A 15,163-nucleotide genomic window follows, 5' to 3' on the forward strand; every position below is an offset into this window, starting at 1 on the left:
TCGCTTAATCTTTTATAATCTTTTTCGAAATGGATTGTCCGTTCTTAAGTTTTAATTCTACGATGTATAATCCTGAAGAAAGTTCGGTCATGTTAATCTGATTATCTGAGAACTGTACATTCATTCTTTGTCCCACAGCATTTACTACATTTACTTTTTCAATTCCTGAATCAGATTTAACCGTAAGAATTCCCTTTGTAGGGTTAGGATTCATTCCTATTACTGCATTTTTCAGTGTAGTTTCAGAAGTACCCAAAGAAGTTGTAGGCTTGATACATCTTACCGATGATCCCTGTCCTCTCATAGATCCTGCTGACGGATTTGCAATTGTTGATCCGATATACAGATATTTTGCTCCCAAACTTGATGTATCTGAGCTCCAGAAATACCCTCTTTGTCCTACAAAAGTAAAGTTACCATCACTGGAGCTTCTGTATCCTCCAGCCGGTAATTTAAGATTGCTGCTATAGGCCGTTGCCGGATTGGCAATACCTTCTGCCCCTACTAAAGCAGTCCAGTCCGCCTGAGAAGGCATTTTCCAGTCTGCACCTATTGCTTTACAAGGATCTACTCCAGCCGATGCATTAACATCTGCCGCTGATATTCCTGTCCATGTATCTCCACTTGAAAAACCAGCCCACCATGCTGGAGATCCGGCAATATAACCTCCTCCCGTAGTACTTGTTCCTTCAGGTGTATTGGGCGATGGAGCCTGTACAACCTGAGAATTTCTAAGCTGGTGCCCATCATCCCATCTTCCCCATTGGAAAAGGTCTCCATAGGCGTTCGCATCAGCTACTGAAGAAGCTACCTGCGTACTTCCCAGATTCTGTTGAAGCCATATTTTTCCGTCAGCGCCTCTTACCGTAGAATACGCTACCTGTTGACCGCGATACATAAAACTTACACAGCCTACGTCACCTACATTTACTCCTGGATCTGTATTGCTGCACGTTTGAGGATTTAATGTCAATGAAATTCTTTTAACTTTTGTGGTGTTGTCAGAATAAGCCAGAACAAGATAGTTGTGTGCTTTATCTATTGCAAGATCATTATATTTTGCTTCACCATCGGAAACGAAGTCACCACCAAATGGGATCCAGTTTTGTGAATCATCTAATTTATAAACGGTATTTCTCAGGAAATTGTCATTTTCAAAACGGCTGGCAACCACGTAAGGTTTCCCAGATTCTGTTACCGCTAAGGCAACATGCTGTACCCTTCCTTCTGAAAAGTTAGCATTTCCAACCTGTACCCATGAATTCCCATCAAATTTTTTGACATTTACCTTTTTTCCTCCTCCTGAGTTTGAAACATAGGCTACATAAATAGTATTGGATCCATCTAAAGCAATATCAGTATTATACTGTTCTCCTGAAGAAGAAGCGTCTGCCGCAGCTCCGCCTACTAAACTCCAGTTTTGTGTTGAGTTGGCACCAGTACTGTTTTGATATACTTTCAAACCTCCGGAAACATTACAGGTATACACCATATTATTGGTTCCGATGACCATTTCAGCAAATTCAGCTCCTCCTGAAAAGCCTGCATTTCCTACTTGTCCCCAAGCCCCTCCAAAGTATCTTTTAACAGTTCCTGAACCATAAGATCCATAAGTAAATATGATATTGTCAGCTGATACTGCGGAAGCCTGATAATTAACAGAGCTATCGGTAGCGTTGGGAAGCTGAGACCATAAAGATCCTGTAAACAAGCGTACTTCCATTCCGGAACCTGGATAACCAAGTTGGTTGGTATAATAAATGCTGTTCCCGTTTGGACTTATTGACAGTGAGTTGTAAGTTGCTGTTCCTGTAGTAATTCCAGGACTTCCCCCCAAGTAAGCCCATGAGGTTCCGTTAAATTTCTGAACAGAGCCTTTGGCTACTGAAACATCATAATAGGACAGATAATAATTTCCCTGATTATCAATAACCAAATTATTAAAACTGCTTCCTCCTGCAGATACATCCTGAACTCCTCCTACATTTTCCCATTGTTGGGCATACATATAGCTTCCAGCAAGGGTTAGCAGCGCTAATCCCGTTCTGATTTTCTTTATTGCAAAATGTAAATCTTTAAACATATGAAATATTATTTTTAATTATTCTAAATTTAATTTAATTTTGCGCAAAAGTACCTCACATAATTAACCCCGAGTTATCATTTTCGAACTTTTGGTTATCCTGCGAAGGACTTTTCCCTTAAGAAGTTGTACCATGGCCGTAAAAATGTGTTGTATGAGGAGTGAATCTAAAAATGGACTTTTGTTCAGATCCGAAGACATCAAAATCATTATGCAGGAAGATCTGTGTCCTGACCAAACCTTCAAGTCTCATATGCTGGAAGGGAAGTCAAGCTTTAACCTTCTGTTCTTTCTGAGTAATGCCATTAATCTGGAGGCTCATGACTGTGGAACTCAATTTTTGTTCAAGAAAAATCAATATATCCTTCATTATTCCCCTAAAGAAAATGTTGCAGAAGTATGGACTGAAAATCAGGAAATTCTGAAATATCTGCAGATTCAGATCAATTATCAATATATTTTCAACCTCATCAATCCTGAGCATAATCGTGAGAACGCAGAGATTCTTGAAAATATGATTCATAATAATTTTATATTCCTGCATAAAGAAACACCTCCGGACATGACCGTTGAAATGCATATGATTGTAAAGGAAATTTTAGGTTATACCAAGAAAGGAATCATGCAGAAATTATTCATAGAAGCAAAAATCATCAAACTTCTTATTCTGATTTTTGAACAGTTTAATGAGAAAAACACATTGGAATCTACCCCAAAGACTCCGGAAATAATCAGAAAATTCATTGATGAAAATTATCACCGGAATATAAAAGCAGAAGAGATTGGAAAATATATTGGTATGAATCAAAATATTATAAGAAAGGAATTCAAAGCTCAGTATCATACAACGATTGCTCATTATATATCGGAACTCAGAATGTTAAAAGCAAAGAAACTGATCACCAATAAAGAAATTATGATCAAAGAGATCGCCATTGAATGCGGCTATGAATATCTCCAGAACTTTACGCGGGCTTTTAAAAAAAAGTTTGGAGTCTCTCCGGAAAGCCTCAGGAATAATAAATAGAAAAACCGCCTAACGAATTAAGCGGTTTTGTATATGTTGTTTTGCTTTGATATTACTTTTTCAGAATTCAGGTGAAAAAGCAATGACAATCAATTAATGATGATGTCCGTGATCGTGAAGGAAAGGTCCGTTTCCTTTAGGCTCGCTGTAGATAACCTCTACACCTTCCTGCTCAGAAACAAGCTTTCTTCTGATATCTTCAGGGTCGAAAGGCTTTACTTTTCCGAAATACTCTTTCAAACCTTCAGTTAGCCACATTGGGATTACTAATCCGAAGAACATAAAAATACACCAGAATCCTACTAAGAACATAGTAATGAAGAATATAGTCCAAAGGAACTGGTAGAACGGCCAAAATGCTGATAATATCGTTATCATTCTCTTAAAGATTTTAGGCAAAAATAGAACTTTTTTCCTTTTTACACAAAAGATCGGCGTTCTATTTTGTTATTTATTTTAATTTTAAACTAATTAGTGAGCAAGATTTGCGAAGAAGTCGTTTCCTTTATCATCGGAAATGATGAATGCAGGGAAGTCTTTTACTTCGATTTTTCTTACTGCTTCCATTCCTAATTCCGGGAAGTCTACTATATCTACAGATACAATATTGTCTTTCGCAAGAATGGCAGCCGGCCCTCCGATAGATCCAAGATAGAAACCTCCATATTTATGACATGCATTGGTAACATCTTTACTTCTGTTTCCTTTTGCCAACATGATCATACTTCCGCCGTGGCTTTGGAATTCGTCTACATAAACGTCCATTCTTCCTGCTGTAGTAGGTCCGAAACTACCTGAAGCCATTCCTTCCGGAGTTTTTGCCGGTCCTGCATAATAGATCGGGTGGTTTTTAAAGTATTCCGGCATTGGTTTCCCACTGTCGATAATTTCTTTGATTTTTGCGTGCGCAATATCTCTTGCTACGATTAATGTTCCGTTCAGTTTTAATCTTGTTTTGATCGGATATTTAGAAAGCTCAGCAAGAATTTCCGGCATTGGCTTGTTCAGATTAACCTCAACAGCTTCTTCCAGGTGCGGAGGAGTATCAGGCAAGAATCTTTTCGGATCCTGTTCCAATTGTTCAAGGAAGATACCTTCTTTCGTAATTTTTCCTTTGATATTTCTGTCTGCAGAACAAGAAACTCCCATTCCTACCGGACAAGATGCAGCGTGTCTTGGAAGTCTGATTACCCTTACGTCGTGAGTAAGGTATTTACCCCCAAACTGTGCTCCAATTGCACTTTCCTGGCAGATTTTCTGAACTTTAGCTTCCCATTCAAGGTCTCTGAATGCCTGCCCGGCCTCATTTCCTTCTGTCGGAAGGTTGTCATAATATTTGGCTGACGCTTTTTTCACTGCAGCAAGGTTGGCTTCTGCTGAAGTTCCTCCGATTACCAATGCTAAGTGGTACGGTGGGCAAGCCGCTGTTCCAAGATCTGAAATTCTTTCTTTAACAAATTCTTCAAGAGATTTTTCGTTCAATAAAGATTTCGTTTTTTGATATAAGAATGTTTTATTAGCTGAACCTCCTCCTTTTGTTAAGAATAAAAATTCATAGTAATCTCCTTTTTTAGCATAGATATCAATCTGTGCAGGAAGGTTAGACCCGGAATTCTTCTCCTCAAACATAGTCAAAGGAACAACCTGAGAATATCTTAGATTTCTTTTTTGGTAGGTATTGAAAATTCCTTTGCTCAGGTACTCTCCATCTTCTACTCCTGTGTACACATTTTCTCCTTTTTTCCCCATTACAATGGCTGTACCGGTATCCTGACATGAAGGAAGGGCTCCTTCAACAGCCACTGCAGCATTTTGTAAAAGGTTATAAGCAACGAATCTGTCGTTATCTGTAGCTTCAGGATCATCAATAATTCTTCTAAGGCTTTCCAGGTGGGAAGAACGAAGCATGAAAGAAACATCTGCCATTGCTTCTTCGGCTAACAATTCCAATCCCTTCGGATCTACTGTTAAAATTTCTCTGTCCCCTAGTTTTTCAACCTTTACATAGTCTGATGTAAGCTTTTTGTACACCGTATCATCCTTCTGAATAGGATACGGATCCTGATATCTAAAATCCATTCAATTTTTGTTTGTACAAAAATACGCCTCCTTTAAAAAAATATGAGTAAAATCAGTCATTTATATTGATATTTATAATGATTATAAATTGTAGGATTCTGAGTTTATAAGTACCTTTATAGAAGCTAAATAAACGAAGCCAAAACATTATTTTTTCCACTAAAAATCAATAATGTTAAAAATTTTTATGGCTTTTAAACCAACAGATCATACAAATTTCAACCACTATGAATTACAGAATAGAAAAAGACACCATGGGAGAAGTGCAGGTACCTGCAGATAAATTTTGGGGTGCACAGACTGAACGTTCCAGAAATAATTTCAAAATCGGACCTGAGGGTTCAATGCCGCATGAAATCATTGAAGCTTTTGCGTATCTGAAAAAAGCAGCAGCCTATACCAATACTGATCTGGGAGTGCTTCCTGCTGAAAAAAGAGATATGATTGCTAAAGTATGTGATGAAATTCTGGAGGGAAAATTGAATGACCAGTTTCCGTTGGTGATCTGGCAGACAGGTTCCGGAACGCAATCGAACATGAATGTGAATGAAGTCGTTTCCAACAGAGCCCATGTTAATAATGGAGGAACATTGGGTGAAAAATCTGAAATTCACCCGAATGATGATGTGAATAAGTCCCAGTCTTCCAATGACACGTATCCTACTGCCATGCACATCGCTGCCTATACAAAAGTAGTGGAGGTAACCATTCCGGCAGTAGAAAAATTAAAAAATACACTGGCTGACAAATCAAAAGCCTTCAAAGATGTTGTAAAAATCGGGAGAACCCACCTGATGGATGCTACTCCGCTTACCCTCGGACAGGAATTTTCCGGCTATGTAGCTCAGCTGGAATTCGGATTGAGAGCTTTAAGAAATACATTACCTCACCTTTCTGAGCTTGCATTAGGCGGAACAGCTGTAGGAACAGGATTGAATACTCCTAACGGGTATGATGTAAAGGTGGCAGAATATATTGCTCAATTTACCAACCATCCTTTTATTACTGCAGAAAATAAATTTGAAGCCCTTGCTGCACACGATGCGATTGTTGAATCTCACGGAGCATTAAAGCAACTGGCTGTGTCTTTATATAAAATTGCTCAGGATATCAGATTACTGGCATCAGGTCCCCGTTCAGGAATCGGGGAAATTCATATTCCTGAGAATGAACCGGGATCGTCTATCATGCCTGGAAAAGTAAATCCTACTCAAAATGAGGCAATGACGATGGTTTGTGCACAGGTTTTAGGAAATGATACCACCATTTCTTTTGCCGGAACTCAAGGAAATTATGAGCTGAATGTTTTCAAACCGGTTATGGCTTACAATTTCTTACAGTCTGCCCAGTTGATTGCTGATGCATGTATTTCCTTCAATGATCATTGTGCTGTAGGTATTGAACCGAACCATGAGAGAATTAAAGAGCTTGTAGACAAATCTTTAATGCTCGTGACAGCATTAAATACTCATATCGGATATGAAAATGCAGCTAAGATTGCAAAAACCGCTCATAAGAACGGAACAACGTTAAAAGAAGAGGCTGTTAATCTTGGTTTATTAACTGCTGAACAGTTTGACGAGTGGGTGAAACCGGAAGATATGGTAGGAAGTTTAAAATAATGATTCTATAACTGATACAATGCAAAAACTCCGGGAGCTTTTCCCGGAGTTTTTCGTTTGCTATTAAAATATATTTAATCTAATCCAATGGCCAAGCCGAATATCAGTGCTTTATCATTTTTGAAGTAGCTGTCTTTAAAGAAGTTGCTGAAATCTTTTTTAACAAAGAGACTAAAGCTGTTATAGGAAACCGTAATCTGTGCTCCGTATACAAAAGGATTCACCTGATAATTTCCACGGTCTCTGGTTTCACCATCACCATCTTTTACAATATTGTTGGTTGACATTTTTACCCCTCCGTATACATTGGCTCCAATTTTAAATCCGGTGTAATAGCTGCGGTACTGGATATCCATTCCTGCATTCTTAAGCTTGGAGAAATTATATTGTACCCCCAAAGGAACCATAATATACCCAGTTCTCAGTTTACTTTTATCAAGATTTTCGTTAGCTTGAACTAAAGCAACTCCCTGATCTGCACTTATTGTAAACAGCATATTATTATCTGCTCTAAGCGTTCTCCAGGAGAATCCTAATCCGGAAATAATAGCCCAGGGGCTTGTTCTGCTAAGCTGATAGTTCAGTTTCAGACCAAACTCAAGGTTATTGGCATATCCGATATTTTTATCCAGTACGTTATCCGGAGAGCTATTCGTTAATGTCATAATTCCATAGGAGAAATATCCTGTAAAGCTTCTGCTGGGACGGAATTTTTTCAAAAGCTTTTCTTTAAGTTCTTCTTTGGACGTAACATCTGTATTCAAAAGAGAATATCTTACCTGCTTCTGAATCACATCATCCAGATCAAATCCAAGTTCCTCAATTCTTTTATCCATTTTCTCAGAATACCGATCTGCAATCAGAGCTTTTTCTCTGTCGAAATCAGATTTATTGAGATTTTTTGCCTGCAAAACGACCAATTCCTCCTCCATCAGTTTTTTTTCTTCCTGAATAATAGCGTTGATTTTAGCTGCATATTCTTCTACTTTCTCTTTTACAATCGGGCTTACCTCCGTATCTTTTTTAGAAGACAGATTAATATTGAATTTCTTTTGTGCATGGATTGACGCTGAAAAAAAGCACAGCAATCCCATTACGATTAATTTCTTGATCATAGTATTATTTTTTATTTTTTTACGGATAAATTATCTGGCATTCAAATCAATAGTAGTTGCCACGTTGCTTCCATCTTTTGTTTTTTCGATGACATCTTTATGCTCTACTGAGAAAAGAAGCGTGGAAGGATCTACATATTTTTTCTTTTTAACCGGAGTTTTTAAAGAATCGGCTTTCGCCATCAGTCTAGGATTGGAAATCTGAGGAATCTCCAGTTTCTTAATAGGAACCATTTCTTTAGGAAGAAGTTTATTTTGTCCTATTGCCACTGGAGAAATAACTTCTTTGTTATCTTCTGAAAGTGTTTTCTTCACTTCCTTTTTATCATTATTCTCAACTGCCAGCGGAATATTATTCTGAACCGGAACTTTTATAATTTCTTCTTCATTATTTTTTGCTGTTTTCTTTACAATTTCCGGTTGTGTTTCTGAAGGCCGATTAAGAAAAAAGAAAACACTCCCTAAACCAAATGTCAACAGGAAACATGCCGCTATTAATATCCAGTTCACCTGTAATCTGGTACGATTACTGCTGTTCTGAAGCTCAATTTCAGACCACAGATCGCGCGATGGGGTAATTTCTCTTTCCTCCATCTGTTTTTTGATCTGCCATTCCATATTATCTTTAGACGTTTTCATTTTTCACTTTTTTTTGTTGTTGAAAGTAGATCTTTCTTAATTTTTCTTTTGCTCTAAACAACTGGGTCTTGCTGACAGCCATTGAAATCTGCAAAGTATCAGCAATTTCCTGATGAGAATAGCCTTCCAGTACATACAGGTTAAAAACCATTCTGTAGGCATCGGGAAGCTGATCCAAAAGTTCCTGTGCATTAAAATCACAATCTATCTCCGGCTCATGGATGTCTTCGTGAAAAGACTGGTTGATTTCGTCCAGATAGAATACTGTTTTATGGCTTTTGATAAAATTCAGACATTCATTAACGACAATTCTCCTCGCCCAGCTTTCCAGGTTCGACTCTCCTCTGAAGCTTTCTATGTGCTTAAAAATTTTACAGAATGCTTTTATGAGACAATCTTCTGCCTGATACAAATCGCTCACATAGCTTTTGCTTACACTCAGGAATCTCTTCACATTCTGTTCATAGAAAATCTTCTGTGCAGCCGGATCCTGTTTTTTCAGGAGGCTCAACAAATCATTCTTTTTATTTCCGAACAAAAGTTTCATGCTTATGCTGTTTCTATCTTAAAGACACTCAAAACAAAAAAAGGTTACAATTTTTTTAAAATATTTTTATTGATATTACTTAATAAAGGAAAAAGGCTGCCTTAGAATGAGACAGCCTTTGTATTTTATCCTGAAAATTCATCAAGCATATTTCTGGTGGGAACGAAGAAAAGTGTTCCGGTAACTGCGGTACTGAAATCTAAGATTCTGTCATAATTTCCCGGAGGATCACCTATAAACATATTGGTCAACATCTTTTTTGTTGTGGTAAATGTACTTGAATAGGCAATGAAATAGGTCCCGAACTCATTCGTAGATGGGTTACCAAAAGGCATATTATCTCTGACTATTTTCAATTCCTCTCCATTCTCGCCTTCGATATTGGCTAAGGCAATGTGTGAATTCGAAGGTTTTACATCGTCAGACATTTCAATATCATTTTCCTTTGATCTTCCGATCACTTTCTCCTGATCTTCTGTGGACAGACTTTTCCAGGCATCCATATTGTGAAGGTACTTCTGAACGAAAAGATAACTTCCTCCTTTATATTGAGGATCTTCATCTCCTATTTTTCCAAAATAATCACGGTCGTCACCATGCGGATTTTCCGTTCCGTCTACAAAACCAAGAATGGAACGTGCATCCCAATATTTAAATCCGTGAATTTCCAGAATACTTTCAGCTACGGAGCTCAATAATTTGGATATTTCAATCGCCATATCGAAAATCAGGCTTTTGTTATCTGCTCTCAGATGAAAATGAAGATCTCCGGGAGTGGAAACAGCCGTATGTTTTACTCCTTTTATTTCTTCAAAATCGGTCAATTCCTTTGGCAGTGGTGTTGGAAGTTCCAGTTTCCTCCATGCTTCAGCACCAATTCCCATTACACAGCTTGCCCTGCTGTCCGGAAAACGGTTAAAAACCGAATTATTAAGATTTAAAACCAAAGCACACAGCTCCTGAAAAATATCTTTCAGCTGAGGGCTTTCATGAAGTTTCCAGACCATGAAAATAGTATTGCTATTTGGATAGTCTGTCACATTCTGTGATTCTGTCGTATTCATACCTCTATTTTTGTGGTATTAAATATCCGAAACTGACACCTGATCTGCAAAATATTGTTCCAAATCTTTCAAAGTTTCCGGATTGGTCTGAATATCTTTTACCTGAAGACCTTTGTTTACAACCACGATTCTGTTACATACTTCTGTTGTATGCGAAAGATCATGACTGGAAATAAGGAAAGTAACACCATCTTGTTTTGATAATTCTTTGATCAGATTTTTAAGTTTGATCTGGGTAGAAGGATCCAGGTTGGCAAAGGGCTCATCGAGAATAATAATCTCAGGATTTCCAATGATAGCTCCTACAATTCCTACTTTTTTCTGATTTCCTTTTGAAAGATCACGGATATATTTCCCGGATTTCAGGATCTCACCATTGAAAAAATCATGAAAAGGTTTCAGGAATTCATCTACAGATGCTTTGTTCTGACCTCTCAGCTCCCCGATGAAATAAAAATATTCCTCCGGAGTAAGATAGCCAATGAGAAAGGTATCATCTACAAATGCTGAAACTTTATTTTTCCAGGCTTCGGATTCATTGACCTTAATTCCGTCAATACTCACAAATCCTGTGCTTGCCTGAATCAAATCCAGCATCAGGCTGAAAAGGGTTGTTTTTCCAGCTCCGTTATTTCCTACAAGGCCAAATGTTTCCCCGTTTGGAATTTCAAGATTTTCAATATTAAGAACAGTTGCTGTTCCGTATGTTTTGGATAAATTTTGTATGTTGATCATGTTTTAACCTTTATTTTTAAATGCATCAAGTGCGCTGTATTTTTCTCTTTTATATTGTTTTACAATGATATCGAAGATCTTTTCTCTCATAAAAAATCCGATAACTCCAATAATAGCAATACTTATCACTCCACCTGTAATTCCTGTAAAATATTTTGCCAAAGCAAATACACCCATAGGAAGAAGCATTTTAGGAATCAATAAAAGTATAGCCACCATATTAAAACTTCCTTTCTGCCCCAGTCTTTTTTCCTTTGAGTTCAGGTCAATCTGAGTTTTGTTGAAGGCTCCCGACCATAAAGTAAATTGAGAATTCACCCCCATATTGTACAATCCTGCTGCAAAAAATGTGACATACACTTCCCAGCCAAAATAAGCATAGCAAAGTGCTACAATTATAGAAGCTCCTGTTACAATATTCATCAGCCACCATTTTGCTTTTAAATATTCTTTGTACGGAACATTCAGAGTCATCATCAGAGGATAATATGAGCTGTCAAAAGCCGGCACCCTCTGCCCAAAAAGAAACTGGAAGCCACCTGTTACAAATAATCCCATGAACATCATCATTGCAGGGGTTTTGTATAGTGAAGAAGTAAACATCAGCAATCCATAAAAAAGAAACATAACACTGCCGAGTAAAATACCTTTTGTGACCTTATTACGTCTCAACATTTTAACATCGTTATTGATAAATGTACCAATAACCCCATATTTATTCAGGAAAGCTATATTTTCTGTTTTTCCTACTGTTTTCTTGGCTTCAAGCCCCTGATCAAGATAAAACTCTTTACGCAGATAACGGAAACAAATCCACCACAGCAGGACAAACAGAATAACAGGGATCAGGGCAAAGTAAGGCTTTTCATAGAAGCTTAAAAAAACTGATTCTGAGTAAGACAAAACCGGAATGATATTGTAGTATCCCAGACTTCCGATGATCACAAAACAGATTCCTATGGCAATAGCTAAAGGCTCTTTCCCATTGAAGAAAATATTGATAAAGTTATTCAGATAGAGCAATGCTATGACTCCAATAAGCCATACCAGTATTCCTATAATGCTATATCCGTTGAATAACGCAATCAGGGAAAATGTGATAAAGAATAATGATGTCAGCCAGCTGAATGCAGAAAGAAAGGTTTTGGCCAGCATATAATTGACCAGTGTATTCTTCCTGATATTCATCGTAAGAAACGGTTTAATATTTTGTGTAGGAACTTCCTGCCATAAATATTTAATAGCCAAATCTATAATCCATGCAACGATCATGAATTTTGAAACCATCTTTAAAGGGTTCTGATGCATTTCTTCCTGAATGTAGAAAAAAGCAAGAAAGGCACCTCCAATAAGACATCCTATGAAGTAAAGAATTCCTATGAAACGGAGGATTTTCATGGTCAGGTTGATCCCTAAAGATGTACCACGAAAGAAGCTTTTGATTTCAAGCCTAAGGAACTTTAGAAACATATGTTAGTTTTTTACATTAGTAAATATAATGTAAAATATGTTACAATTTTTTAACGAAAATTAGATTTCTACAGTTATCCTATAAGCTCTTTTGCCTGTGCCAGAGCGGCTTCTGTAATTTTACTTCCGGAAAGCAATTGGGCAATTTCGTTCAGTTTTTCTTCACTGCTTAAAGGAATAATGGTGGATTGTGTTTTGCCTGAAATATCCTGCTTCACCACTTTATAATTATCATTTCCTTTGGCGGCAACCTGTGCAAGGTGAGAAATAACGATCAACTGCATGTCTTCAGACATTTCTCTCATAAGGTTTCCGATCTCTTCAGCTACTTTTCCTGAAACTCCGGTATCAATTTCATCCAGAATAAGGGTTGGAAGCTCATCACTTTCTGCAATAATCTTCTTTACAGCAAGCATTACTCTTGATCTTTCTCCTCCGGAAATAGCAGTCTGGATAGGCTTTAAAGGAAAACCGGAATTGGCCTGAAACAACAGTTGGATATTTTCTTTTCCAAACGGGTTGAATTCTTCAGCATCCTGTAATTCTATATCGACTTTTGCTTTTTCCAGCCCTAGTTTTTTCAGAAGGACTTCTGCTTTTTTGATGAAAACAGGAACATTCTTATGTCTGTTCTTTGAAAGCTTTGCAGCAAGGGTCTGAAGTGTTTTTTCTTTTTGAGAAATATTGTTTTCTGTTTCTTCAATCTGTGATTCCAGATCAGAAGCTCCTTTCTGATCTCCTGCCAGCTGATTTCTGATTTCAATCAGTTCATGAAGATCTGAAACATTGTGCTTCAGGAATAAAGCATTGATTTTGTTATTAAGATCGGTAAGGTATACCAGATTTTCCGGATTGATTTCAACTCTCTCCGCCTCATGTTCCAGTTCAGAAATGATGTCTTTAAGCTCTACAAAAGAGGTTTCAAGTCTTTCATCAAGTTCAGAAAAACTGGTAGAAACTTCGGAAATTTTCGAAAGCTTGTTTGTGGCTTCATGGAAGAAGCATAAAATACCTATTTCTTCCTGATGGAATCTTGATAAGATCTGGCCTATATTTTCTGAAATCATCCCTGCATTTTCCTGAATGGAAAGCTGATTCTGAACATCTTCATAGTCTACATCATCAAGTTTAAGCTCTTCCAGTTCGTTAAGCAGAAATTCTTTGTAATCACTTTCTTTATTAGATTCTGAAAGCTGGGTTTTCAGCTTTTTCAACAATAGTTTGAGAGTCTGAAAATCAGAAAACTCCTGTTGATAATCTTCTATAATTTTTTTATTCTCAGAAAGCCCGTCAATAATTTTAAACTGATATTCTGAGGTAAAAAGGTTAGAGGTTTCAAATTGAGAATGGATATCAATGAGTTGTGAGGAAAGTTCTTTAAGAATATCCAGCGTTACCGGTACATCATTAATGAAAGCCCGGGATTTTCCTGAAGGAAGGATTTCTCTTCGGATAATGGTCTGAAGCTCGTAATCCAGATCATTTTCAATAAAGAATTTCTTAAACTGATTGTTGAGGGAAAACTCGGTTTCCACAACGCTTTTTTCTTCAGCTTTGGCAATAGATTTTACATCTGCTCTTTCTCCTAAAATAAGTCGCAAAGCCCCTAAAATAATAGATTTACCGGCCCCGGTTTCTCCGGTAATAACCTGTAAACCATTTTTCAATGATACTTCAAGGGTATCAATCAGGGCAAAGTTTTTAATGTAAATTCTCGAAAGCATTGATAATCCGGGTTATAATCCAATTTGAGTTTGAACGGTAAAATTAAGTTTTTTTAATGAGTTAAGAAATCGTTTTTTGATTGTGCACTCATCAATCATGCTATCTGTTATTAAACGTACTCAGAAATTTTAGACTTTCCATTTATTCCACTTATCCTCTATATTCTTTGGTGAAAGGATAATCATATTCTGCTTAAGGTCATTAAGAATGAGACCTCCATTATTTCCAGAATTGAAAATATTGAAAATTTCATCACTTTTGGTATCCATGAACAGGTTGAAGAAAAATGCCTGCTGGAAATTGTTTTCGTACATTTTAAGCTGCATCAGAGCATCAAAAATCACTTTTTTCCCGGCCGTCTGATCCTGGTTGAAAAGGTTATCCAATCCTGCTCTGTGGTAAGTATAAATGGTAGAACGCAACTGACTCCAGTTTGGGTTCATGATTTCGTTGATCAAAATAGAACGGCTTCTTGGCTCGTTGATGGTATTCCAGCCCTCATAGTTTCTGTTTTGGGAATTCTGTGCAATCTGCTGTGCTTTTGCATACCATTGAGATCCTCCCATAGACTGGAAGCTATCTGCATCCAACCCTAAAATCACATAAATATAGAAACTGACCACATCCGTAAGATTCTTCCCTGAAAATTGTCTTTCATTAAAAATAAGACTCTCATTTTCAATGTATTCAAAGGCAAATCTTTGATCCTGAAGGTTCAGCAAAGGAGATTCATAGGTCGTATTATAAACAGGTCTTACTGCCTGAATAACAATAGTTCCTTTGAATTTGTTAACATCTCTTTCGCCAATGACAATGGAGAAATTACATTTTATTTTTTCAAAATTCTGAAGCTTTTTACCTGTCCAACTGGTATTATTGATAAAATCCCTGAGACTTTTCTCCAATGCTTTATAGGCCTGCTGGTTACTTCCTCCCAACTGTTTGGAGTTTACCTGCACTGTTGCCAACAGCTCCTGAGAAAAACTTTGGGTATAGAGAAAAAACAGAAAAAATAAACTTATAATTTTTTTCATTGTCTATTAAAAATTGAGAACGG

The 15,163-nt window shown here is 37.2% G+C and carries 13 protein-coding genes; 2 read left to right on the forward strand and 11 right to left on the reverse strand.

The genetic code is table 11. The features are described 5' to 3' along the window. Positions 1-4: 4 nt before the first annotated feature. The gene (locus tag ODR02_RS18535; RefSeq protein ID WP_309513018.1) at positions 5-2,083 is read right to left on the reverse strand and encodes a T9SS type A sorting domain-containing protein; all 2,079 of its coding nucleotides are present in this window, start codon (positions 2,081-2,083) and stop codon (positions 5-7) included. 154 nt (positions 2,084-2,237) lie between these two features. Between ODR02_RS18535 and ODR02_RS18540 the strand changes: the two genes are divergently transcribed. Further along, positions 2,238-3,110 (forward strand): helix-turn-helix transcriptional regulator, encoded by an 873-nt coding sequence (locus tag ODR02_RS18540; protein ID WP_309513019.1) that lies wholly within the window; start codon positions 2,238-2,240, stop codon positions 3,108-3,110. Between the two features lie 93 nt (positions 3,111-3,203). Here ODR02_RS18540 and ODR02_RS18545 read toward each other — a convergent pair whose 3' ends face one another. Further along, entirely contained in the window at positions 3,204-3,488 is a 285-nt protein-coding gene (locus ODR02_RS18545) for a hypothetical protein (RefSeq protein ID WP_172625768.1), read from the reverse strand. Between the two features lie 93 nt (positions 3,489-3,581). After that, a complete protein-coding gene (locus tag ODR02_RS18550; RefSeq protein WP_209786672.1) occupies positions 3,582-5,189 on the reverse strand; it encodes a fumarate hydratase in 1,608 nt (535 codons plus the stop codon). Between the two features lie 227 nt (positions 5,190-5,416). On the opposite strand from ODR02_RS18550, the gene fumC reads away from it, so the two are divergent. Then, a complete protein-coding gene (fumC, locus tag ODR02_RS18555; protein ID WP_209786671.1) occupies positions 5,417-6,811 on the forward strand; it encodes a class II fumarate hydratase in 1,395 nt (464 codons plus the stop codon). Between the two features lie 74 nt (positions 6,812-6,885). Here the strand turns inward: fumC and ODR02_RS18560 are convergent, their stop codons facing one another. From ODR02_RS18560 to porD, 8 genes are all read right to left on the reverse strand, one after another. Continuing rightward, a complete protein-coding gene (locus ODR02_RS18560) occupies positions 6,886-7,926 on the reverse strand; it encodes a porin family protein (RefSeq protein WP_209786670.1) in 1,041 nt (346 codons plus the stop codon). Positions 7,927-7,956: 30 nt separating this feature from the next. Next, on the reverse strand, positions 7,957-8,565 hold the full coding sequence (locus tag ODR02_RS18565) for a hypothetical protein (RefSeq protein ID WP_209786669.1): 609 nt from the start codon (positions 8,563-8,565) through the stop codon (positions 7,957-7,959). Then, a complete protein-coding gene (locus tag ODR02_RS18570; RefSeq protein WP_149835407.1) occupies positions 8,552-9,112 on the reverse strand; it encodes an RNA polymerase sigma factor in 561 nt (186 codons plus the stop codon). The genes ODR02_RS18565 and ODR02_RS18570 overlap by 14 nt, the downstream gene beginning before the upstream one ends. Before the next feature lie 125 nt (positions 9,113-9,237). Further along, positions 9,238-10,176 (reverse strand): Dyp-type peroxidase, encoded by a 939-nt coding sequence (locus ODR02_RS18575; protein ID WP_309513020.1) that lies wholly within the window; start codon positions 10,174-10,176, stop codon positions 9,238-9,240. 18 nt (positions 10,177-10,194) lie between these two features. Then, positions 10,195-10,911: an ABC transporter ATP-binding protein gene (locus ODR02_RS18580; RefSeq protein ID WP_309513021.1), complete on the reverse strand. Its 717-nt coding sequence runs from the start codon at positions 10,909-10,911 to the stop codon at positions 10,195-10,197. 3 nt (positions 10,912-10,914) lie between these two features. Beyond that, a complete protein-coding gene (locus tag ODR02_RS18585) occupies positions 10,915-12,381 on the reverse strand; it encodes a DUF5687 family protein (protein ID WP_309513022.1) in 1,467 nt (488 codons plus the stop codon). Between the two features lie 74 nt (positions 12,382-12,455). Next, positions 12,456-14,105 carry a DNA repair protein RecN gene (locus ODR02_RS18590; protein WP_309513023.1) on the reverse strand — a complete coding sequence of 550 codons (1,650 nt, stop codon included), beginning with the start codon at positions 14,103-14,105 and terminating at the stop codon, positions 12,456-12,458. A 129-nt stretch (positions 14,106-14,234) separates the two neighbouring features. Beyond that, positions 14,235-15,140, reverse strand: a complete 906-nt coding sequence (gene porD, locus ODR02_RS18595) for a type IX secretion system protein PorD (RefSeq protein ID WP_209786664.1) — start codon at positions 15,138-15,140, stop codon at positions 14,235-14,237. Positions 15,141-15,163: the final 23 nt, after the last annotated feature.

The organism is Chryseobacterium sp. CFS2 (genome assembly GCF_036543225.1).
GTDB lineage: Bacteria > Bacteroidota > Bacteroidia > Flavobacteriales > Weeksellaceae > Chryseobacterium > Chryseobacterium culicis_A.